The following is a 22,578-nucleotide window of genomic DNA, read 5'->3' on the forward strand; positions in this document are numbered from 1 at the left end:
ATTCCTTTAAAGCCAACTGGAATTTTATTGGAAGCATTTATGCACGTTTATAGTAGATATTTAAACATACGAACAGGACTAATAGCATTCCTACCATTGTTTAAACAATACTTATCAATAAGCTCTTCGTAAACAAAAGAGAAGTCAATAAGTTCATTAATTTTTCTCAAAAGATTATCTTTAGGAACTACAATATCGTAAATTTTCATATATGGGCTCAAGTTTAAAGTTTGTTGTTGTTGAAGCATGGTATCACCTTCCGAATTTGATACTATTATTATAACAAAAAAATCCATCAATGCCGAGATACGACATTGATGGATTTTTTCATAATAAGAATACTTTTTCAGTGGCCTCCATTTAAACTACTGGGCCTTTTCTTTGATATTAATCAATAAGTTCTTCTCCTTATCCCTCTATTTTTTCAGTCTAGAATCTGATAAAATCAAATTCATTGTACAACTAAGAAAGCCTCAGTGTTATAACACTGAGGCTTTCTTAGTTGTTTGAAACTATAACTTTATAAAAGGCTACTTACCATTGCTTTACTTATTCCATTGATTATTTATATTAGGTTGACTCCACCCATTTAAATTATTATTTTGCAATTTATCTGTTGCCTTATCAATATGTATTGCAAGATTTCTTAACTCTTGTAGACCATTAAATATTTGCCTTTGCGTAGAGTCTATTCTAGTAGCTAAACTTAATAATTGTGCGGGTTGAGGTGGGACACTTTGTACAGCCATAGCTCGTAATTCCTCTTCAATAGCATCAAATCCAAGCAATCCATTTTGGATCATATTAGCAATAAAATTTTGCTTATCAGCAATCATATCTATTTGATTAGCTGTCATTGCAGATGCCATATTTCCCCATCCATTCCCCATATATTCTAATACAGGTGCCTGTCCGGATTGTGCTATGTTTTGTTGATCAAGCTTTTCATAATCAGTTTGTACTGCGTCAGGCAGCTTAGTTGTTGCATCATGTACCATATCTTTTACTTCACCAACCGCTTGCATGGCTGCAAGCTTTGCATCACGAATAAGATTTTCTAACATTTATATCCCTTCCTTAATCCTGGAACTTATCTGTCATAACATCAATTTGATTTGTAAGTCCATCTATTTTATCTGTAAGAGCATCTATTTCATTTGTATACTTATCAACATCTGCAATGTTCTTACGTACCTCTACTTGATTATCTATTGATGTTGAAACTTTTGAACTAATTTCTTGTGCTATAGATTGAACAAGTACTTGAATACTTTCTGGAGCGTTTGCCCCTACTTGTCCTACTAATCTATCAAGTAATGGTTTAATCTGTTCTAATGTTTTGATTGAGTTACTAAGCTCACGTCCACATGAATTCAATTCTGAGTCAATTTTATCACATGTTCTATCAATATCTGATTGTGTAATTTGGTCAATCTCCCTTATAATTTTATCAATTTCATTTCCTACTGCTCTTGCTTGTTTTCCTGTTACCATTAATGCCATATTATTTCATCCTTTCTTTTTTCAAAAATAACTTATACTCTTGTATAGTATAATATATTATCAAAAAAATCTATAAAAGTATAAAAAGATACTATACTCCTTTTAATCCTTATATCGTCTTTCTACAAGTACAGTATCTCTCCAGTTACCTTCTCTATCTTTTGCAAGCTTTTCTCGATAGCCCACTTCTCTAAATCCACATTTTCTATGAAGGGCTAGACTTCCTTCATTATCTGCCATAATAGAGGACTGGATGGTCCAAATGTCGCTTGCATCACAAACTTCAATTACCCTCTTGATAAGGGTTGTTCCTATTCCTACACCTTTAAAGTCATTATCTATGTAAATACTTAACTCTGTGACACCGCTATAGATTGCTCTTGAAGAAATAGGAGATAAGGCTGCCCACCCTACAACTTTATCTTCATAAGTTGCCACAAGTCTTCCTATTTGTAAATGTGCCGTATCCCATTCTTCATACGTTGGTACGACTGTAGTAAAGGTAGCTTCATTACTTATCATCCCTTGATAATATATTTGGGCTACACGTTGCCAATCTTCTTGTGTCATTGCTCTTATTTTATATTCCATATCCTTTTTACTCCTTTTCTTTTCCTGTTTCATTGCTTACTTTATCTTTGTCTAATTTTATCGTCTACCTTTTAATAAATCTAAAAAAGCAGAACCTACATCTCTGTGTAAGTCCTGCTTGCCTATTGCTTTTTTATATTTAAGTATGACTTTCACTAAATGACACGTTTTGCACCTATGTAAGGCTTACCTGGTCCATCAAATGAACTGATAATAATACCTGTACTACTATTATTGGAATGAATAATCTTACCGTCACCTATGTATATGGCTACATGTGAGATAGAACCATTGTAACCAAAAAAGACTAAATCCCCTCTTTGTAGCTCACCTCTACTCACTTGGTAGCCATCATTGTCATACTGAGAACGTGACGTACGAGAAATACTGATACCATGGCGGTTCATGATTTGCTGTGTAAACCCAGAACAGTCTACACCACTGGTCAAACTATTCCCACCATATACATAAGGATTCCCTACAAACTGCTGAGCATCCTCCACAATTGCTTCACCTAAGCTCTTGCCTGATGCTACCACTGTGTCTTCGTTATTACTCTGGTTCTTATTTCCTGTAACCGTTACCTCACCCACTATTTGTGTTGGTACAACCCGCTTCACTTCGGCAATACGCTTAGTAGGAAGTTCTTTCATAAACTTAGAGTGTATAAATTCTTGACTAATAAAACCTTCCTTACCTTCATGGATGACTTTGCACCATCCTTCAACTGTATATTGTATAACGACCTTATCCCCTGTATTAAGGGTGTCTAAAATATTAGTGTCTGTAGTAGCTGGGTAGTCCCTAAGTCTTACCCCTTGCCCTATAATTTCTCCTTCTGTTTCCTCGATTGAAACATAATCCGCAAAAACATAAGCTTTTCCACCATTACTTGTTTGAATCTCTAGCCATTCATTATTTGCACGTCCAATAATGTCCACTTCATCTTGTTGGTTAAGTTGGCCCATGTTAGTCGCTGTAGTCTTTGGCTCTTGTCTCATGTTTAATGTAGCAACATTTACTTTGCCATAAGCTTGTCCATATACAAGTGTTGGCATAAGCATTGCTGATGCCACAACACATAAACTCAGTAATGATTTTTTCAGCTGCATTTCTACTTCCTCCGACCTCTTATAATATATTAACTAATTATTACAAAACTATTATAAGAAAAAACAGAGATACTGTCAACATTATATGATGATCAAACTATGCTACATTCTAATTTTTCTACCTTATTTTATCTGAAATGCTAGTGAAATGGATTTTACTTATAAGAAATGCCTAAGGCGATATTTTGCTTCTTCATAAAATAGGCCATCTCATAAATATCTTCAGGATTTGTTTCATACACACAAAACTGTGGGTCAATACACTCAACAATTTGCTTAGCAATTTCATGATCAAATGGTTGGTGTGGGTCTAATTTTTGAATATGCTGTTTTAAAACGCGCATCTTAAGTTGTGGCGTCTTGGCCTCGCGGTAACGGTCTACCAAGTAGCTACGGTCTTGTTGCATATAATGCTTTGGTAATGTTTTATTCAAGTGAACACCATAGATAAATGATTTAAGCTCCCCTAGGTTCTCTACAACTTCCTTAATGTAAGTGTAACATTCCTTCTCATTTCCTATCTTTAAGTTTGTCAAAGTCAGGTGAGAAATGTCCATCAGAAGGCCCTTCTTAGTATATTGAACACCCTCTAAAAGCTTCTTAGTCACAGCTTGATCTAAATAGGTAAGCCCTGGCCACCATAAGTTTTCAAAGAGTAACATCGGTCCATCTTCATCTGCTGGAAAGACCTCATTTACCAGTTCAATGGTGGCATCAATCACTTCCTCATCTGTATAGTCAAACTGCCAAGTAAAGGAGTCTTCAATACAAATATGACTTACATGCAATACCATATACTTAGCTTTGAGTGCTTTGGCTCTTGCATACTGCTGCTTGTAAGACTCTATCATCACTTCCTTACTTGTCCCACCATAATAATCTAAAAGCGCTTGGTGACTCCCTAAAATACTCTCTACTTTAGCCAAGTCTCCTCTCCAAAAGTCTAACCACATTGGGTAAAAACTTAAATGTACCCCTTGGACAATACCTTCTGGTATCTGGCTTATATCATAATCTATGGTAAGACCTAACTCAATCCCATCCATTTGATGCTTTTGGCTAAATGCTTCAATCTTACTCCAATCATCTTGAAAAAAATTAATGTATTTAAGTGTTGTAGAAATATGAAATAATCTTTCCATGTGTGCCTCTTTCTAAGCTGAATTTATTAACTGTCTATTTCAAGCGATACGCTGTGGCAGGTTTCGCTCCTTTAATGAATGTTCTAAGTTGTTCTATTTGTCTTTTGTCCATATTGTGTTTAGGCAAAATTTGTGCTTGGACTGCATCTACAAAAAATCTAAAGTCCTTAGGAGTCTCTAGAATTTTAATATAAGTATTCCAAGATACTGTATCTTCTAGTTCTCCTACTTTCAGATAAATACTTTCCTCAGAAAACACGTACTCTGTCGTTCCTGCAAAAACTGGAAGTTGCATCTGTGTCGCTGTAATATTCCATATCTTAAAAGGTTTCCCGATTAGAATAAGTACCGCTAGAATAATCCATATAATGTTGTCTGCAAAGAATAAGTCTAATCGTCCTGTATTTTGAGAAAGCTTGTATCCAAGCCATCCCAAAATACCGAATCCTACAACTAAAAGCAATTTGCTAAATAGTGTACGGTAGCCTACCCATAGGTTGTAGCGCCATACGTCCCTTAGCTTCATTTTAATTTTTAATTCAAGTTGATTTACATTGGTCATTTTAACACCTCTTTTGTTTTGTTCTCCAACCCCCTACACTTGCTCACTCAGTTTAAGACATTACCTGGCTCTGAAGTGCGAGTTGGTATAAGTTATAATAAATTCCTTTGTTGCCTAAAAGGGTTTGATGGTTCCCCATCTCTCTTATTTTACCTTTATGTAACACAATAATATTATCAGCATGTTGAATAGTAGACAAGCGGTGGGCTACCATAAGTGTCGTACGCCCCTCCATCATCTTATACAGTGCATCCTGAATCAGACTTTCAGTTTCTGTATCAATATTGGCTGTTGCTTCATCTAAGATGAAGATTTTAGGGTCATATGCTACTGCACGTGCAAAAGAAATAAGCTGTCTTTGCCCCGTTGATAAGCTTGCACCTCTTTCAAGGACTTTTTCATCATATTGATCTTGTAACTTTTCTATGAACTCATGGGCATTTACAAGTTTACTGGCCTTTTCTATCGTTTCCTGGGAAATACTGCTACTTCCTAGTCTAATATTACTCTTCACATCGCCTGTGAACATAAATACATCTTGTAAAACTTGCCCTACTTGACTTCTTAATGAAGCAATCTCATAGTCTTTAATATCTTTTCCATCGATTAGAATCTGTCCCTTTTGAATGTCATAGTAACGACAAATAAGGCTTAAGATAGAAGTTTTACCTGCACCAGTAGCACCTACAAAGGCTACCTTTTGACCTGCTTCTATTTTAAATGACACATCTCTTAAAATCCAATCTTCCTCTTCATAGGCAAACCATACATTTTTAAATTCGATAGAGCCGCTGAAGCCTTCTTTCGCTTCAAAAGTCCCATCTTGAATCTCATTTTCTTCATCCAATATGGAGAAAATCTTCTCTGCTGATGCTAGAGCTGACTGAAGCACACTAAAGTTTTCTGCTAACTGTTCAATAGGTCCAAAGAAATCCTTCGTATAAGATACCATAATAATTAAGGCTCCTACACTCATTGCACCTTTTAAAACACTATTCCCACCGACTAAGAGTACAAGTCCTACGCCTACTGAGGAAAGGACAAAGATAAAGGGTCTAAAAAGCATAAAGGCTGTCATTTCTCTCATACCTGCTTTATACAACTTCGCATTGATCCCCTTCATTTGTTTCACTTTAGCTTCTTCTCTTGTGAAGATTTGTATAATACGCATGCCTGAAAGGTGCTCAGATAAGAAAGTATTCATTTGTGTTAATCGATTACGTACATCGCGGTACGCAATTCTAGAAAAGTATTTATAAATAAATGTTGCTGCTACCACCAATGGAATAAGTGCAAATACCCAAAGCGCAGTCTTTACATCTGTTGCTACCATCATGACCATAACACCCATCAGGAAGAGCACTTGCTTAAGTAAGTTCACAAGTACGCTTGTGTACATCTCATTTAAAGTCTCTGTGTCATTAGTCACACGTGTGACTAGCTTTCCAATTGGATTTTGATGATAGAAGCGATCTGGTAGGTAAAGCATCTTCTCGTAAATTTCATGTCGTACTGCCAAAATAATCTTTTGTCCAATGTATTGTAAAATAATAGCTTGTAAATATAAGAATCCAAAGCTTACTGCTAACACCACTAAAAAGAGCATTGCTAGGTAGGCTAAGGCTGGTAGGTTAAGGCTTCTTAATACCTTTAAATCTTCTTGTTCTAGTATACTTCCTTTGTAAGTGTTCCCATTTACTGTCAGACTTACACCTTCTGGTTCTATACTTATTGCTTGGCTATAGGCCTCTGGTGTCATATTTTCTAATAATGTACTATCTGTTAAAGCCATGTCCTCAATCCAATAGTATACATTCTTATATTGTATCATTTGATAAACGTTTTCTACTTGTTCATCTGGTTTCAAGTGACGAAGCACCTGTCCTTCATATTCTACAGTGCTCTTTGTATCTGTTGTTACAACATAGGGTGTCTTATATCCTTCTGTAAATAAATCTACTGCATTTCCTATGAGTACGGGTTTTGCTAAATCTGCAACGGTACTAATCACCATAAGTAATAATACAATTACAAACCACCCTTTATACGGTTTTGCATATGCTAATAAACGTTTAATCAAGCCACTATCTTGTGTTTTCATCTTCATCCCCCCTATGCCTCACTAATCTCTTCTTCAAGTTGTTGTTTTCTATACATATCTGCATAGATACCATCAGCGGCTAGGAGACCTTCATGTTCTCCATACTCTGCAACATGACCATTTTCAAGAACGACAATGTGCTCTGCATGGCGTACTGTAGAAATACGATGGGCAATAATGATATTGGTCTTACCTTGTCTAGCTTCTTTGAGGTTATGTAAGATAAGTTCTTCTGTCTTTGTATCTACAGCAGATAGAGAGTCATCTAGTATTAAAATCGGTGTATCTAAGAGTAACGCCCTTGCAATAGATACCCTTTGCTTTTGCCCACCTGAAAGTGTCGTTCCTCTTTCTCCAACTACTGTCTCGTATTGGTGTGGGAAATCCACAATATTCTTATGTACGTCTGCCTTCAACGCTGCCGCTTCCACCAACGCTTGTGAGACTTCGTCTACACCAAATCCAATGTTGTTTTTAATCGTGTCACTAAATAAGAAGTTATCTTGAGGCACATAGGCAATTTGTCTTCTCACGTCTTGTATCTTGGCTTGCATAATATCTGTTTGATCTAGGAAAATGCTACCTTCTGGTGCATTATAAATTCTTAAGAGTAAATTGACTAAAGTAGACTTTCCACTACCTGTACGTCCAAGTATAGCCAATGTTTCTCCAGGGTGTACCTCTAAATTGATATCTGTTAATCCTGGTTGATTGTTATCTGGGAAATTAAAGTCTAGATGTTTAATACAAAGATGGCCCTCAAGCTCTGGTAATGCTACGGCCTCTTTTGTATCTTGTATACTACTTGTTACTTGTAGCACCTCATCTATTCGCTTCACAGATGCCATCCCCTGTGCAAAAGTATTAATACCCATGGCAATAGCTTGCATTGGCCAACTCAGCATCAAAATATATTGGTTAAAGGCTACGAATTCACCAATTGTAATCTCATTAATCATCGTTAAGTAACCACCATACCCAATAGAGATGAGTAAGCTTGACCCTACTAGGAAAATAACTAATGGATTTAAGAACGCTGAAAGCTTGGCAAGTTTTAAGTTCTTAGCATAGTTATCCTGTGCTATGCCACCAAAATCTTGTAAATCATAGTATTCTTGTACAAAGGATTTGATGACTTTAATTCCTGAGAAGGATTCTTGTACTTTATCTGATAAAGTTGCAAAAGCTTCTTGTTTTTCCTTGAACCTTTTCTTGATTATACGACCAAAATAATAGCTTGAAAGGGCGATAAAAGGCATTGGAATAATTGCTACTAAGGTAAGCTTCATATCAATAGCAAATGCCATCTGTCCAATGACCATCACCGTCATAATGACAGCATCAAAAATGGTAATAACCCCTGGCCCCACCATCATACGAATGGCATTTAAATCGTTGGTTGCATAGGCCATTAAGTTTCCGGTCTTATGCTGATTAAAATATTGACTATCTAGAGTCACCCACTTTTCAAATAGGTCTTCCCTAACATCTCTTTCTACTTTTCTTGATGAACCAATGATGCAATAACGCCAACCTATACGGCAAATCCCCATTAGGACTGTTAGCCCTATTAAGAGACAGACCATCTCTAGTATCCCTTGTGAGCTGATACTTCCATCTTTAATGCCGTCTGTTACATTCCCTGTAATCTTAGGGATAAATAATTGCATGTAATCCACTAATAATAAAGTCATTAATCCTGATAGATATAACCACTTATATTTCACGATATATCGTTTAAGCACATCTTTGCTGTTCATCTTCAGCCTCCCCTAAACATTCATTCTCATATTTATTAATCATACAAATTTAGGGACTGTTACAAGTCCCTTGTAACAGTCCCGTTTTATCTAGTGAGTTCTATATATTCTATAATGAGCTCATCTAAACAGTGACTAAGCTCAATAATCTCGCCACTATCTTCTCCTACTTCATAATTCCCCACTATATCATTCAGTGCTTCTCTTGTGTCCTCTATCTGCCTAAGCAACACCTGTTTTAGCATACATTCCTCCTATAGGATAATGTACTTATTATGCTTCAGAATGTCTTTTTTTATTCCTCTTACTAGAGTGTTGTCCCAACAAGTGCTGCCCCTATAATACCTGCATCATTTCCTAAGATTGCTGCCTTAACTGGATTTCTAAGCTCAAGTCCTGGGCACATTTGCTCTTGTGTATATGTTGTTACAGGTTCTGTTAAGTTAGCACCTTGTGCACTCATACCACCACCTAGTACAACAACTGCGGGTTGGAGCATATAAACGATGTTCGCTACACCATATGCCACATATTTGAAGTATTGGTCAAGTACTTCTTCCGCCACCTGGTCACCAGATTGTACTGCATCAAATACAATTTTAGCTGTCATACTTTCTAGGTTACCTTCAGCCATTGTTGCAAGGAGTGACTCTGGATCGCTGTTTGCAGCAGCTTTTGCATCTCTAATCAATGCTGTTGCTGAAGCATATTGTTCCCAACAGCCTTTACGACCACATCCACATGGACGCCCATTTAACTCCATAACATGGTGACCAACTTCACCACCACCACAGAATGCACCACTATAAACTTTGCCATCAATGATGATTCCACCACCAATGCCTGTTCCTAGTGTTATAACAACAACATCCTTTTCTCCTTTAGCTGCTCCACAGATTGATTCTGCTAAAGCTGCACAGTTTGCATCATTTTCTACATACACATTAAGATTAATGTACTTTTGGATTTCATTTCTTACATTGACTTCATTGAAGTTTAAGTTACTTGCATAGTGAATAATACCTTCTATAGGAGATGCAATCCCTGGGCTACCAATTCCAATTGAATGGACATCTTCTACAGTTAGACCATGCTTATTCATAATCTCTCTACATACACTTGCCATATCCTTAAGAACTTCCTCTGATGAACGTTCTGCCCCTGTAGGGATCACAATTTTATCAATGATTGTATATTCACTGTTTAAGAGCCCTACTTTAATTGTTGTTCCGCCTAAATCCACACCAATGTAATACATCTTATTCCTCCATTAAATTCGTTTAGTTATTAAAGTTATTTTGTAAATTATTCATGACACGTTCATTAAGTGCTTCTGCTGCATTATAACCCATCTTTTTTTGTCTAAAGTTAATCGCTGCAGTCTCACAAATAATCGCTAAGTTTCTACCTGGTCTAATAGGAATGGAATGACTCACTACATTGATTCCTAATATATCCATATACTCATTAGTCAAGCCTAAACGATCATATTGCTTCTTTTGGTCCCAGTTTTCTAACTTGATTACAAGATCAATATTTTTCATTTCTTTAACAGAACCTACACCAAAGATTTGTTTAATATCCACAATCCCTATACCACGTACTTCAATAAAGTGACGGATAACTTCTGGGGCTGATCCAAGTAGTGTTGTGCCTGATACACGTTTGATCTCTACTGCATCATCTGCTACAAGACGATGTCCTCTTCTTACAAGTTCTAACGCTGTCTCACTTTTACCGATCCCACTCTCACCTGTAATGAGTACACCTTCTCCATAGATATCTACGAGTACACCATGCATAGAAATACGTGGTGCTAACTCCACATGCAGCCATCTATTGACTTCTGCTAAGAAACTCGTTGTGGACTCTAATGTTTTGAACATTGGTATGCCACTCTTTTCTGCACATGCAATCATCTCTGGAAAAGGCTCAATTTCTTCTCTACAAAAGACAATACAAGGAATTTCTGTATAGTTCATAAGGCGCTCTATACATTGCCTCCTCGCATCTTCTGGCATCTGCTCCATATAAGTGTGCTCAACTTTACCGATAATTTGAAGTCTTGTTGGGTCAAAGTAATCGAAGAAACCGGCTAACTGAAGTGCAGGTCTATTGACATCTGATTCGGTAATTTGTCTATTTTCGTACTCAATGCTAGGTGTTAAGGGCTCAAGCTTAAAATGGTCAATCAATTTACTTACTTTTACAGAATACATGCCGTTACTCCTTTTTTCTTCTTTAAATACACGCTTTAAATTACACTATATTTTATTATAACATTTATTGTTTATGGAAAAAAGTATAAATATTCATTGCGACCTCTTTTGTAATACCTGGCACAGCCTCTATTTCATCTAAGGTAGCCTGTCTTAAAAGTTCCACGCTTTTAAAATGATTCATCAAATATTTCTTACGCTCTTTACCTACTCCTTTTATATCATCTAAGACCGATTGCACCTGCGCTTTACTCCGCAATTTTTTGTGATATTCAATGGCAAACCGGTGAACTTCATCTTGAATTCTAGTGATCAACTTGAATCCTTCTGTATTGGTCTTTATGATAATTTCTTCATTCTGATAAAGGAGGCCTCGGGTTCTATGCTTATCATCCTTTACCATACCACATACCGGTATATCTAATCGATACTTCGCTAATACCTTCTCTGCTACACCAACTTGTCCCTTTCCACCATCCATCAAGATGAGGTCTGGCATCTTGGTAAAACTGTCTTCCTCACCTTTTTGTACCAATCTGGCAATACGCCTATCTAGTACTTCTTCCATGCTGCCATAATCATTAGGTCCTTGGATACTTTTAATCTTGAACTTACGGTAGTCACTTCGCTTAGGCTTCCCCTTTTCAAATACTACCATTCCACCAACTGATTCAATGCCCTGTGTGTTAGAAATATCATAGGCTTCTATACGATTAAAAGACTTATTAAACCCAAGCGCTTCTTGTATCTCACCCAGTGCCCCTTTTGTCTTTGCCTCTTGACGCCTCATTTCATCTCCAAACTGACTTAAGCTAATATATGCATTCTTACTTGCCAGCTCTAGTAGATTATGCTTTGTCCCCTTTTGTGGTAAGGTCAGTGTAACCTTACTCCCTTTATGCATACTCAAGTAAGCTTCTACTACCTCTTGGTCTTCTGGCATCTTCTCTACTAAAATTTGTTTAGGAATAAAAGTCGCTTCTGAATAAAATTGGGCAATGAACTCACTAAAAATCTGCTCAATTTCTTCGCCTTGTGTATCGTTAATAAGAAAATGTTCACGCCCAATCAGTTTACCCTGACGTACAAAGTAGACTTGCATCAAAGTATCTTGCTCACTTCTTGCAAAAGCAATAACATCTTGGTCTTCCATACTGCTATTGGTAGCGGTCTGCTTCTGCTCTATCTTTTTGATAGCAGACAACTGGTCACGCAAGAGGGCCGCCTTTTCAAACTCTAAGTTCATGGAGGCCTCTCCCATACTTATTTCTAAGCGTTTAATAATCTCGTGGTACTTACCGCTTAAGAAGTCCACGACCTCTTGTATAAGGATTGCATAGTCTGCCTGACTAATTTTAGCAATACATGGTCCACTACATTGTCCAATGTGATAGTTGAGGCAGGCTCTTTCTTTATTAATATCTCTTGGAAGGACTTTGGTGCAAGTACGTAATGGCCAAGTCTTCTTAATCAGCTCTACCATTTCCCTCATTGCATTGGAGTCTGTATACGGACCAAAGTATTTGGCACCATCCTTTTTCATATTTCTTACAACGGTTACTCTCGGAAAGGCCATATGGGTATCTATTCTAATATAAGGATAGTGTTTATCATCTTTTAATCGAATATTATATTTAGGATTATATCGTTTAATTAAGTTACACTCTAAAACCAAAGCTTCTAACTCTGAGGTGGTGACAATATATTCAAAACTACAAATTTGTTCCACTAGCCTCATCGTCTTGATTGAGTGATTTTTAGATTGTTGGAAGTACTGTTTCACACGATTTTTAAGGCTAACAGCTTTGCCTACATAGATAATTTGATCCAACTCATTTTTCATCAAATAAACGCCTGGCGAACTAGGTAGTTTTTTTAATTCTTCTTTTATATCAAACATAGGTCGACTCCTTTTTTCTCTCTATTTTAAGTATAAACCAGTTTTAACACTTTACATATACTAATATTTACCAGAATATTCTTTCTCCTAATCTTAATACTATTTATAGACTTTATTTTAGGAGGACTTACCATGACTATTAAAAAATTTTGTATTAAAACTCTATGTATCGGCCTGATTGCCGGTCAATCTCTAACCCTTTTCGCAGCTGCACCTAAAGTAGACCTCAACAATCCACTTGCTATTAATTATACCCTCGAACAACTTGAGGATAAGCTTGAAAAAAGTTATGATAAACAATACAAAGTAGATTGGGATTTTGATATCCTTTTTAGCAATGGACGCGTGAGCGTACTTGTTGAGTACGATAAAGATGATGCCGCTGCTTTTAAAAAAATCTCTAAATCTGACTTAGAAAAATTACTTACTTCTATTATCACTGAGATTCAAACAGCTTTAGGTAGCACATCTATCCCTATTGAAGGGATTGTTATGGAAGATGATGCTAAGCAACCAACTTATACATTTATGTATAAAGACGGTAAATTAAACATAAAGTAATATTTATTACATTTTGATTAATTTTCTTTAGTTAAATTGAATTTTAACCTCCTATTGAGTATACTTATGGTTATTAGCTTGTCTATCAAACTTATGTATAAATTCAAAGGAGGTTAATTTTATGAGCAAAAAAATGAAAAAAGCCGTAGCTATTGGCTGCGCTATGGCAATTGGAACAGGTGCCTTCTCTGTAAGTGCAGCTAACCTTACTAAAAATGTAAAAGCCGTTTATAACAATATTAAAGTTACATATGATGGAGGGTTCCAAACACCTCAATATGAACCATTTATGATTGATGGTACAGTATATGTTTCTCTTCGTGATGCAGGTCAAATGACTAACAACAACGTAGGTTGGGACGGTACAAATAAAACTGTTCAAATCTCTTCAAAAACACCACCTTCAACTGTAACAGACCAAGAACTTGCAAGCAAAAACTTAGAGATTGCTACACTTAAAAACCAATTAGCAGCTGCTGAGAAAAAACTCGCAGGCTATGAACAAAAAGAAGAAGATAAAAAAGAAGAAGAGTCTAAAAAACCAGATTTAACAACTAAAGGACTTGAAAAACTTGAGGCTATTTTAGAAAACGATTACACTGAAAAATATGGTGTATACTGGTTATTTGACTTGGAATATAACGATAGAGAAGAAGAACTTGAACTTACCGTGTCCTTCGATACAAAAGCTGATTCTACTGCATTTGATAAAATTAAATCTGATAAATTAGAAACACTTTTAAACAGTATGTGTGACACCGTACAAAAAGAGTTAGGTACAAAAGTAGCTATCGATGGTACCCTTTACAACGACTACACCGAAGACACTATTGGTCGTTTTACATGTAGTACAAAAGGTCGCTTTGCCTATACTAAACAACTTACACAAGATGATTTAGATGATGCTGCTGATAGCTTAATGGATGATAGCGATTACGATACACTTCCTGATTTCGAATACGAAACATTGAAGGACCTTGTCATCAAAGTAGACGAAATTGAAGTTGAAAATGATGGCGATGATTTTGAAACACTTAGCTTCAAACTCTACACAAATCTTACAAATGATAACAAATCAGACTGGGCTGACTTCGTAAAAGATGCTGGTCGTGACGACTTAAGAGCTTTAAAAGACTTTATGGAAAGCATTTCAGAAGATCTTCAAAAAGACCTTGGAACAAGAGAAGTTAGCGGTTACATCTACAATAAAGTAGGTAGTGGGCGTCTTATTGTTAAATATGAAGATGGCAAAATTACATTAGTAAAATATTAATTGTCTCATAGCATTTTATAAAACAGGCTCTTCCTAGTCTCACTAGGAAGAGCCTGTTTTGTTTGTATACCCTGTTGTTTAATCACTTATAGCAGTTTCTTAAGGAAATGTCCTGTGTAAGATGCTTCCACTTTTGCCACTTGTTCCGGTGTACCTGTTGCCACAATTTCACCACCACGGCTACCACCTTCTGGGCCTAAGTCAATGATATAGTCTGCTGTCTTAATCACATCTAGATTATGTTCAATAACAACGACGGTATTGCCACCTTCTACAAGTCTGTCTAAAATGCCTACAAGCTTGTGTACATCAGCAAAATGTAGTCCTGTTGTTGGCTCATCTAAGATATACATGGTCTTTCCTGTACTACGCTTACTAAGCTCTGTTGCCAGTTTGACACGTTGTGCCTCTCCTCCTGAAAGGGTAGTAGAAGATTGTCCTAGTCGTACATAACCTAGGCCTACATCATAAAGTGTTTGAAGCTTACGACTAATGGCTTGGAAGTTTTCAAAGAACTTAAGGGCTTCTTCCACTGTCATATTCAATACATCTGAAATCGTCTTATCCTTATACTTTACTTCTAGTGTTTCTCTATTATAGCGTTTGCCCTTACATACTTCACAAGGTACATAAACATCTGGTAAGAAGTGCATTTCTATTTTCAGCATACCATCTCCACGGCATGCCTCACAGCGTCCGCCCTTAACATTGAAGCTAAAGCGTCCCTTTTGATAACCTTTCATCTTAGCTTCTTGTGTCCCTGCAAAGACATCACGAATCATATCAAATACACCTACATAAGTCGCTGGGTTAGAACGTGGTGTACGTCCTATTGGTGATTGGTCGATATGGATGACTTTATCTAAGTTTTCAAGTCCTCTAATATCTTTATGTGCACCTGGCTTAAGTTTGGCACGGTTTAAGTCTCTTGCAAGACGCTTCAAGAGAATTTCATTAATCAATGTACTCTTTCCAGAGCCTGATACCCCTGTAATACAGGTCATTGTGCCAAGCGGTATATCTACACTTAGATTTTTTAAGTTGTTCTCTTTGGCACCTACAATTTTAATCTTGTTTCCATTGCCTTTTCTTCTTTTCTCTGGAATCTCTATTTGTTTACGCCCACTTAAGTAAGCACCTGTTTCAGATGCTTCACAAGCTAAAATGGTCTCTAGTGGTCCGCTTGAAATAATCTCTCCACCATGCTCACCTGCTCCTGGACCAATATCTACAATCCAGTCAGCCGCATGCATGGTGTCTTCATCATGTTCAACAACGATTAAGGTATTCCCTAAGTCTCTCAGACGAATAAGGGTCTGAATCAATCTTTCATTATCACGTTGATGCAATCCAATACTTGGTTCATCTAGGATATAAAGTACACCTACAAGACCTGAACCTATTTGAGTTGCTAAACGAATACGCTGTGCTTCTCCACCTGAAAGTGTTCCAGAAGAACGGGATAGTGTAAGATAGTCTAACCCTACATCTACTAAAAAACCAAGGCGTGCATTAACCTCTTTCAAGACTTGCGCTCCGATGGCTTTTTGTCTATTGGTAAGCTCTACTTCTAAGAAGAATGTTCTAAGGTCTCCAATAGCCATGCTAGTCACTTCATTGATATTTTTGTCTCCTATTGTTACAGCAAGAGCCTCTGGCTTAAGCCTTGCGCCCTTACACGTCTTACAAGGGATACTTGTCATATAGCTTTCATATTCATCTCTCATACTTTCAGAAGAACTTTCTTCATAACGTCGCTTGGTATTGCCTACCACACCATCAAAGGCATAGTCATAGTTACGTGTACCGTACTCTCCTGAAAAAGTAAACTGTACCTTTTCCTCACCTGTTCCGTAGAGAATAATATTTTGCACTTCTTCTGAAAGTTGATTAAAAGGTGTCTCTAAGTCAAAATGATACTTCGCCATTAAGGCTTCAAATAAGGCATAGGCATAACTATCTGGATTGGCAATAGAACCCCATCCTATGACAGCTATGGCACCTTGTCTAATCGTAAGCTCCGGATTTGGCACAATAAGTTCAGGGTCTACTTCTAACTTTTCACCAAGACCTGTACAGGTTGGACATGCCCCAAATGGATTGTTGAAGGAGAACAAACGTGGCTCAATTTCTTCAATACTAATTTGGCAGTCTGGACAAGAGAAGCTTTGACTAAAGTTGATTTCTTCTTCTCCATTAACTTCTGCTATCATTAGACCTCCTGTTTGCTTCATAACGGTCTCAACAGAGTCTGTCAAACGTTTTGCAATACCTTCTTTAATCACCAAACGGTCTACAACAATATCAATAGAATGCTTCTTATTTTTATCTAAATCTAGCTCTTCTTCTGTCAAATCATAGACTGTTCCATCGATACGTGCACGAATATAACCTTGCTTGACTGCGGTCTCTAATACTTTCTCATGTTTCCCTTTGCGCCCTCTTACAACAGGTGCTAACAGCTGTACCTTCGTACGTTCTGGTAACTCCATCAATTGGTCAACCATTTGGTCTATGGTTTGCTTTTTAATCTCTTTTCCACAGTTTGGGCAGTGTGGCACCCCTACACGTGCAAAGAGTAGTCTTAAGTAGTCATAGATTTCCGTTACTGTCCCTACTGTAGAACGAGGATTTTTGCTTGTTGTCTTTTGGTCAATAGAAATAGCAGGAGAAAGTCCTGAAATATAATCCACATCTGGTTTTTCCATCTGTCCTAAAAACTGCCTTGCATAAGCAGATAAAGATTCTACATATCTTCTTTGTCCCTCTGCATAAATAGTATCAAAGGCTAAAGAAGACTTCCCTGAACCACTTAATCCCGTAAAGACAATAAGTTCATCACGATTAAGTTCAAGGTCAACATTCTTCAAATTGTGCTCACGTGCACCTTTAATCATAATTTTATTTTTCATTTTATCCCCTTCTTGCCTCTCTTTTTAGATTAGTATAACATATCAAAAGGCAAAATCAAACATATGTTCGTTATTTAAATAACTTCATTTATCTGGATACAGAAAGTTGTTTTAACTTAATCAGTGTATCGCGTAGCTCTGCAGCGCGTTCAAATTGTAAGTCACGGGCTGCCTTTTTCATTTCCTTTTCCACCTTATCCATAGTTTTTTTAAGCTCTTCTGGACTCATGGATTCTGGATCCTTATCTTTGAAGAATTCATCCTCTTTCTTACTCGTCTTAGTTGCTACAATCAAATCTCGGATTCCCTTTTTAATAGTCTGGGGTGTAATCCCATGGGCTTCATTATATTCTATCTGAATTTGTCTTCTTCGATTTGTCTCTGACAATGCATGCTCCATAGAGCGCGTCACCTTATCAGCATACATAATGACGCGTCCATCTGCATTTCTAGCTGCACGCCCTATAGTCTGAATAAGGGCAGTCTCTGAACGCAAGAATCCTTCCTTATCTGCATCTAGGATTGCAACTAAAGAAACCTCTGGTATATCCAGTCCCTCACGTAGCAAGTTGATTCCTACTAATACATCAAATACACCTAGTCTTAAATCGCGTACAATCTCTATACGTTCAAGTGTATCGATATCTGAATGTAGGTATTTAACCTTGACACCCATCTCTTTTAAGTAGTCTGTCAAATCTTCTGACATACGTTTTGTCAGAGTGGTTACTAGTATTTTTTCCCCTTTAGTCGTAAGTTTATTAATTTCTCCTAATAAATCATCAATCTGTCCTTTTACTGAACGTATATCAATAGGCGGGTCTAGTAAACCTGTAGGACGTATAAGTTGTTCTGCAATACATAGGGAATGCTCAAGTTCATACTGTGAAGGTGTCGCCGAAACAAACATAATTTGATTAATTTTTTCTTCAAATTCATCAAACTTAAGTGGTCTATTGTCTAGTGCTGAAGGCAATCTAAAACCGTAGTCTACTAATACATTTTTACGTGCCTGGTCACCGTTATACATCCCTCGTATTTGAGGTACCGTCATATGTGACTCATCCACCATAATAAGGAAGTCCTCTGGGAAGTAGTCAATAAGTGTAAACGGTGTACTCCCTGCCTCTCTGCCGGATAAATGTCGTGAGTAGTTCTCAACACCTGAACAATAACCCATCTCACGTAGCATTTCTACATCAAAATTCGTACGTTGGCCAATCCTTTGCATCTCTAGCAGCTTATCTTCATTTTTAAGTTCTGCAAGTCTCTCCACAAGCTCACTTTCAATGGCTTCAATAGCGCCCTCCATCTTCTCACGACTAATCGAATAGTGAGAGGCTGGGAATATAGCTACATGTTCTCTATAACCAAGTACTGCGCCTGTTAAAGGGTCTATTTCGGCAATACGGTCTATCTCGTCTCCAAAAAATTCTACGCGTATAGCTTTCTCCGATGCCCCTGCTGGAATAATCTCTACTGTATCCCCTCTTACTCTAAAGGTCGATCTAGCAAAATCCATATCGTTACGATTGTATTGAATCTGGACCAACTTTCTAAGTACATCATCTCTATCCATCTGGGTACCTGTACGTAAAGATAAGACTTGGTTTTCATAATCTACCGGGTCTCCTAAACCATAGATACAAGACACGCTGGCTACAATAATCACGTCATTACGCTCTGCAAGTGCCGCTGTTGCCGAGTGGCGCAATTTATCAATCTCTTCATTGACACTAGAATCTTTCTCAATATACGTATCACTAGATGGCACATAAGCCTCTGGTTGATAATAGTCATAATAGGATACAAAGTATTCTACCGCATTATCTGGGAAAAACTCTTTAAACTCACTATAAAGCTGTGCTGCAAGTGTTTTGTTATGCGCAATGATAAGTGTAGGTTTTTGTACCTTTTCTATAATATTAGCCATTGTAAATGTCTTACCTGATCCTGTTACACCTAGAAGTGTTTGATAACGATTACCCTTTTCTATGCTATCCACAAGCTTTTCAATAGCGTGGGGTTGGTCGCCCATGGGTTTAAACGCAGATTCAATTTTAAAAGGCTTCATTTTATTCATTCCCTTCTCTATAGAGTTTGCCACCTATTTTTCTCTATCATACACTATGTAGACAAAAAGAAAAAGCCAAAAAGAGAATGTTTGTTCTCTTTTTGGCCTTTTACTTTTTATTTAGTTTTGCCTTTACCACAACCACATCCGCCACCGCTACATCCACCACTACAGTCTGTTGTTTCATCATAAGTTGCACTTGCGACCACGTTATTAGTTACTTTATTTGTTCCACTTCCACAATCTGTTGCACAACTACCACAGTTTGATGCTTTATTATAACTTGAGTTATTTGCATTTTTCATAATCAAGTCCTCCTACGATGTATTTTGTGAACGGGTTTAGTATGTGTCTATTGTCCAACCTTATACTAACTATTTTTTACAGAAGCTACTACATTCTGTATCACCACAGTTGCATGCACCATTTCCAGCTACTTGAATACTATCCGCACAACATCTACAGCCTTCATTATGTGCACAGTTCATTGCTTCACAATTAATTTCTGAGTTCGCTTCTGGTGTACCTGTACAGTTATTTGCGCCTCCTTCTGCAAAGCTGTTACAACATGTTCCACTAGATTGGTCTGTATTTGAAGAACCATCTACTTTAACATTACTTAAACAACAACAACTTTCTGCGTTATGAGCACAGTTATTTACACCACAATTTAATTTTGGCATGAAAAATCCTCCTTGATGTTAATAGAGTTTGAAATACACTCTTATTCTTACACTTCGGAGGATTTTTATTCGATTATTTTTTAATATTTATTCCACATGTTTTCCGGTATAAAACAGATTAGTACGGGTGCTGAAGAACCATTTGGCAACATATAAAGAAGTTCCTTCTTCTTGCCTGGCTCTACTGTCCCAATAGTTACAGCATTTTTTCCACCATTTAAATGTCCACTTGGTGCTGCAAAACTACGCCCATTTACCCAGCCTACTGCACCTTTGAAGATATTTCCTCTTGGATTTAATAAAATCCCTGTATTTTCTTCTGTTTGAATTTGAATATGATATTTCACACCATAGTTCCCTTTGTTGATCACATCCTTACCTGTTAAGGCATCATAACCTGTAATAGGTTGCTCAATGTCTCCCGAAGGTAGTCCTAGCATCAATTTATAAGGCTGTTTATTATCAATTTCCACTGAGTAATAACGGTCTGCATTCGGGAAGGTCCCTCTTGTATGCACCCCATCATGTGGTAAATAACTTAAGCCTTCTAAATGCTTAAACTCTGTTTGGTCGCCTACCATAGCAATTGTCACTTTTAATGGACTTTGAGAATATAAATCGATCATGCCTGAAATCGTTTGCCCAGTATACCAATTACGCTTATCTGTATCATATAAATAACGCTTTTCGCCTGGTTCTAACGTATATTGCTTCTCATAGCCTTGTCCCAAGATGTCTTGAGTCACTTGTTGACCTAAATATAAAACATCTGTTGAAGGTCCTTTGTGACTTTCATTCATGTTTACAACTTTAATCGGAAATGTGTTTGTATTTTCCATCAAGATAACAAATCGCTTCTTACTATCATCGGTAGAATTATTTTTGTGATGGTATAATATTCTCCCTTCACCTTGGAAGGTATCTTCATATAAAACCCCCTTAGAACCTACAGATTCTGGCGAGTTACTCATAAGGAGGGTAGCCCCTGTATAAGTTGCACGACTTGGAATAACCGCTTCAAACTCTTGGAAGTTGAAGCTTTTGTAGTTTTCTAGAATATCTCCCGTTTCTCCTTCTGTAAAGCGATACATCAACTCACTTTGAATCACTTCATCTGTTACTAGAAGCTCCATGCTATAAGGCACACTCCATTTACCAAAACTATCTTTTACTTGTAAAGTGACTTGGTATTTACCTTCTGTAAAGAGCTTATAGGGTTTGTTTTCTTGAAGTTGACCCTCTGCTTGATCCATCGCCCTATAAGTCCACTTCTCTTCTACAATTTGTTCCCATGACTCATTTTCATACTCATAATCGCCAAATAGAATAGGCTCTCCTTGACTGTAAGAACTCTTATCTGTTGTAATTTTTGTAATCACTGGTGCTTGATTGGCTTCAATTACAACTGTTTTACTTGTCCATTCACCCCATCTATCCAGGCTATCTTTCACCTTTAAACTAATGGTATTGGTTCCTACTTGCAAGTGCTTTTTAAGTTCATTAAAGCTTTTATATTCTGTAGTTTGTCCTTCTATTTTCCATTTTTTGTCTGTCAATAGATGACCATCTGGATCTGTACTTTTCTCTATAACGTTAAAGTCCTGTCCTTCTATATAGGATTCTGCCTCAAACTCAAAATTTGCTACAGGTGGTGTATTCAATCTTTCAACTTCTATAAGCGGTAATTGTACTTTCATTGTTCTCGTTGTAGGATTATACTCTGCATCTCCACCTATTGCTTGCATAAAAGCTTTCATAGGTACCCACGTCTTGCTATCTCTTACAAGGACAGGAGTGCTTAAAGGATAGTCTATCCCTATACCACTAATGACTTTATCTTCTGCTTTAAAACTATAGACTTTGCCTTCTAGGCTTACTTTAGTTTCCTTAGTAGCACTATCCCAACTTAAGCTAGCTCCTGATATATAAGTTTTTATAAAATCTGTAGAAATATAGTAGGTATCATTAAAATTGCGTATAGTTGGACTATGTTTTAAATCAATATCTATTTCTTTTACAAGTTCATTATAACTGTTATGTACATATTCTATAGGCTGTGTTGCAAAAGCTGGTATTGTCCATACGCAAGCGCCTACTAAAATACTCATTAGTAAATATTTAGCTTTCATTCATGCTCTCCTTTTGTCTTACCTTGTTTCTTTATAAAACAGTTTATCATATTTTT

Annotated in this window: 19 protein-coding genes and 1 pseudogene; 2 read left to right on the forward strand and 18 right to left on the reverse strand. The window is 37.0% G+C overall.

All coding sequences use genetic code 11. The annotated features are described in order from the left end of the window. Positions 1 to 50: 50 nt before the first annotated feature. The 13 genes and pseudogenes from RRY75_RS09145 to uvrC form a co-directional block, all read right to left on the reverse strand. Positions 51 to 248 (reverse strand): annotated as a pseudogene (locus RRY75_RS09145) (IS5/IS1182 family transposase); the annotation flags it as partial. 297 nt (positions 249 to 545) lie between these two features. Beyond that, complete coding sequence (locus RRY75_RS09150; RefSeq protein WP_332492253.1) at positions 546 to 1,064, reverse strand: hypothetical protein; 519 nt, start codon at positions 1,062 to 1,064, stop codon at positions 546 to 548. 13 nt (positions 1,065 to 1,077) lie between these two features. Next, positions 1,078 to 1,503 (reverse strand): hypothetical protein, encoded by a 426-nt coding sequence (locus tag RRY75_RS09155; RefSeq protein WP_332492254.1) that lies wholly within the window; start codon positions 1,501 to 1,503, stop codon positions 1,078 to 1,080. Positions 1,504 to 1,605: 102 nt separating this feature from the next. Further along, a complete protein-coding gene (locus tag RRY75_RS09160) occupies positions 1,606 to 2,094 on the reverse strand; it encodes a GNAT family N-acetyltransferase (protein WP_332492256.1) in 489 nt (162 codons plus the stop codon). Positions 2,095 to 2,249: 155 nt separating this feature from the next. After that, entirely contained in the window at positions 2,250 to 3,206 is a 957-nt protein-coding gene (locus RRY75_RS09165) for a C40 family peptidase (protein ID WP_332492258.1), read from the reverse strand. 155 nt (positions 3,207 to 3,361) lie between these two features. Continuing rightward, positions 3,362 to 4,348 (reverse strand): hypothetical protein, encoded by a 987-nt coding sequence (locus RRY75_RS09170; RefSeq protein WP_332527548.1) that lies wholly within the window; start codon positions 4,346 to 4,348, stop codon positions 3,362 to 3,364. Positions 4,349 to 4,382: 34 nt separating this feature from the next. Next, entirely contained in the window at positions 4,383 to 4,910 is a 528-nt protein-coding gene (locus RRY75_RS09175; RefSeq protein WP_332492262.1) for a YcxB family protein, read from the reverse strand. A 52-nt stretch (positions 4,911 to 4,962) separates the two neighbouring features. Further along, positions 4,963 to 7,011, reverse strand: coding sequence for an ABC transporter ATP-binding protein (locus tag RRY75_RS09180; protein ID WP_332527549.1), 2,049 nt, complete (start codon positions 7,009 to 7,011; stop codon positions 4,963 to 4,965). Positions 7,012 to 7,022: 11 nt separating this feature from the next. Continuing rightward, complete coding sequence (locus RRY75_RS09185; RefSeq protein ID WP_332492266.1) at positions 7,023 to 8,771, reverse strand: ABC transporter ATP-binding protein; 1,749 nt, start codon at positions 8,769 to 8,771, stop codon at positions 7,023 to 7,025. 86 nt (positions 8,772 to 8,857) lie between these two features. Beyond that, a complete protein-coding gene (locus tag RRY75_RS09190; RefSeq protein WP_332492268.1) occupies positions 8,858 to 9,016 on the reverse strand; it encodes an aspartyl-phosphate phosphatase Spo0E family protein in 159 nt (52 codons plus the stop codon). A gap of 62 nt (positions 9,017 to 9,078) precedes the next feature. Next, positions 9,079 to 10,029: an ROK family protein gene (locus RRY75_RS09195; protein ID WP_332492270.1), complete on the reverse strand. Its 951-nt coding sequence runs from the start codon at positions 10,027 to 10,029 to the stop codon at positions 9,079 to 9,081. Positions 10,030 to 10,051: 22 nt separating this feature from the next. Beyond that, positions 10,052 to 10,990: an HPr(Ser) kinase/phosphatase gene (gene hprK / locus RRY75_RS09200; RefSeq protein ID WP_332492272.1), complete on the reverse strand. Its 939-nt coding sequence runs from the start codon at positions 10,988 to 10,990 to the stop codon at positions 10,052 to 10,054. Between the two features lie 64 nt (positions 10,991 to 11,054). Beyond that, complete coding sequence (gene uvrC, locus RRY75_RS09205) at positions 11,055 to 12,890, reverse strand: excinuclease ABC subunit UvrC (protein WP_332527550.1); 1,836 nt, start codon at positions 12,888 to 12,890, stop codon at positions 11,055 to 11,057. A 132-nt stretch (positions 12,891 to 13,022) separates the two neighbouring features. On the opposite strand from uvrC, the gene RRY75_RS09210 reads away from it, so the two are divergent. Together RRY75_RS09210 and RRY75_RS09215 are read left to right on the forward strand one after the other, a co-directional pair. Further along, a complete protein-coding gene (locus tag RRY75_RS09210) occupies positions 13,023 to 13,451 on the forward strand; it encodes a hypothetical protein (RefSeq protein WP_332492276.1) in 429 nt (142 codons plus the stop codon). A gap of 121 nt (positions 13,452 to 13,572) precedes the next feature. Further along, positions 13,573 to 14,724 carry a stalk domain-containing protein gene (locus tag RRY75_RS09215; RefSeq protein ID WP_332492278.1) on the forward strand — a complete coding sequence of 384 codons (1,152 nt, stop codon included), beginning with the start codon at positions 13,573 to 13,575 and terminating at the stop codon, positions 14,722 to 14,724. An 86-nt stretch (positions 14,725 to 14,810) separates the two neighbouring features. Here the strand turns inward: RRY75_RS09215 and uvrA are convergent, their stop codons facing one another. From uvrA to RRY75_RS09240, 5 genes are all read right to left on the reverse strand, one after another. Continuing rightward, positions 14,811 to 17,636 (reverse strand): excinuclease ABC subunit UvrA, encoded by a 2,826-nt coding sequence (gene uvrA, locus RRY75_RS09220; RefSeq protein ID WP_332492280.1) that lies wholly within the window; start codon positions 17,634 to 17,636, stop codon positions 14,811 to 14,813. A gap of 88 nt (positions 17,637 to 17,724) precedes the next feature. Beyond that, on the reverse strand, positions 17,725 to 19,710 hold the full coding sequence (uvrB, locus tag RRY75_RS09225; protein ID WP_332492284.1) for an excinuclease ABC subunit UvrB: 1,986 nt from the start codon (positions 19,708 to 19,710) through the stop codon (positions 17,725 to 17,727). A gap of 116 nt (positions 19,711 to 19,826) precedes the next feature. Then, positions 19,827 to 20,015, reverse strand: coding sequence for a hypothetical protein (locus RRY75_RS09230; protein ID WP_332492286.1), 189 nt, complete (start codon positions 20,013 to 20,015; stop codon positions 19,827 to 19,829). A 69-nt stretch (positions 20,016 to 20,084) separates the two neighbouring features. Then, positions 20,085 to 20,393 (reverse strand): DUF1540 domain-containing protein, encoded by a 309-nt coding sequence (locus tag RRY75_RS09235; RefSeq protein ID WP_332492288.1) that lies wholly within the window; start codon positions 20,391 to 20,393, stop codon positions 20,085 to 20,087. A gap of 80 nt (positions 20,394 to 20,473) precedes the next feature. Then, positions 20,474 to 22,522 (reverse strand): stalk domain-containing protein, encoded by a 2,049-nt coding sequence (locus RRY75_RS09240; protein ID WP_332492290.1) that lies wholly within the window; start codon positions 22,520 to 22,522, stop codon positions 20,474 to 20,476. Positions 22,523 to 22,578 lie beyond the last annotated feature (56 nt).

Origin of the sequence: Niameybacter sp. (assembly GCF_036655075.1) — a bacterium.
In the GTDB taxonomy this organism is placed as follows: Bacteria; Bacillota; Clostridia; order Lachnospirales; family Cellulosilyticaceae; genus Holtiella.

What these genes read in the sequence shown, in the direction of transcription:
- RRY75_RS09150 (WP_332492253.1), bottom strand. Translation starts at nt 1,064, where the DNA reads ATGTTAGAAAATCTTATTCGTGATGCAAAGCTTGCAGCCATGCAAGCG.
- RRY75_RS09155 (WP_332492254.1), bottom strand. Translation starts at nt 1,503, where the DNA reads ATGGCATTAATGGTAACAGGAAAACAAGCAAGAGCAGTAGGAAATGAA.
- RRY75_RS09160 (WP_332492256.1), bottom strand. Translation starts at nt 2,094, where the DNA reads ATGGAATATAAAATAAGAGCAATGACACAAGAAGATTGGCAACGTGTA.
- RRY75_RS09165 (WP_332492258.1), bottom strand. Translation starts at nt 3,206, where the DNA reads ATGCAGCTGAAAAAATCATTACTGAGTTTATGTGTTGTGGCATCAGCA.
- RRY75_RS09170 (WP_332527548.1), bottom strand. Translation starts at nt 4,348, where the DNA reads ATGGAAAGATTATTTCATATTTCTACAACACTTAAATACATTAATTTT.
- RRY75_RS09175 (WP_332492262.1), bottom strand. Translation starts at nt 4,910, where the DNA reads ATGACCAATGTAAATCAACTTGAATTAAAAATTAAAATGAAGCTAAGG.
- RRY75_RS09180 (WP_332527549.1), bottom strand. Translation starts at nt 7,011, where the DNA reads ATGAAAACACAAGATAGTGGCTTGATTAAACGTTTATTAGCATATGCA.
- RRY75_RS09185 (WP_332492266.1), bottom strand. Translation starts at nt 8,771, where the DNA reads ATGAACAGCAAAGATGTGCTTAAACGATATATCGTGAAATATAAGTGG.
- RRY75_RS09190 (WP_332492268.1), bottom strand. Translation starts at nt 9,016, where the DNA reads ATGCTAAAACAGGTGTTGCTTAGGCAGATAGAGGACACAAGAGAAGCA.
- RRY75_RS09195 (WP_332492270.1), bottom strand. Translation starts at nt 10,029, where the DNA reads ATGTATTACATTGGTGTGGATTTAGGCGGAACAACAATTAAAGTAGGG.
- hprK (WP_332492272.1), bottom strand. Translation starts at nt 10,990, where the DNA reads ATGTATTCTGTAAAAGTAAGTAAATTGATTGACCATTTTAAGCTTGAG.
- uvrC (WP_332527550.1), bottom strand. Translation starts at nt 12,890, where the DNA reads ATGTTTGATATAAAAGAAGAATTAAAAAAACTACCTAGTTCGCCAGGC.
- RRY75_RS09210 (WP_332492276.1), top strand. Translation starts at nt 13,023, where the DNA reads ATGACTATTAAAAAATTTTGTATTAAAACTCTATGTATCGGCCTGATT.
- RRY75_RS09215 (WP_332492278.1), top strand. Translation starts at nt 13,573, where the DNA reads ATGAGCAAAAAAATGAAAAAAGCCGTAGCTATTGGCTGCGCTATGGCA.
- uvrA (WP_332492280.1), bottom strand. Translation starts at nt 17,636, where the DNA reads ATGAAAAATAAAATTATGATTAAAGGTGCACGTGAGCACAATTTGAAG.
- uvrB (WP_332492284.1), bottom strand. Translation starts at nt 19,710, where the DNA reads ATGAAGCCTTTTAAAATTGAATCTGCGTTTAAACCCATGGGCGACCAA.
- RRY75_RS09230 (WP_332492286.1), bottom strand. Translation starts at nt 20,015, where the DNA reads ATGAAAAATGCAAATAACTCAAGTTATAATAAAGCATCAAACTGTGGT.
- RRY75_RS09235 (WP_332492288.1), bottom strand. Translation starts at nt 20,393, where the DNA reads ATGCCAAAATTAAATTGTGGTGTAAATAACTGTGCTCATAACGCAGAA.
- RRY75_RS09240 (WP_332492290.1), bottom strand. Translation starts at nt 22,522, where the DNA reads ATGAAAGCTAAATATTTACTAATGAGTATTTTAGTAGGCGCTTGCGTA.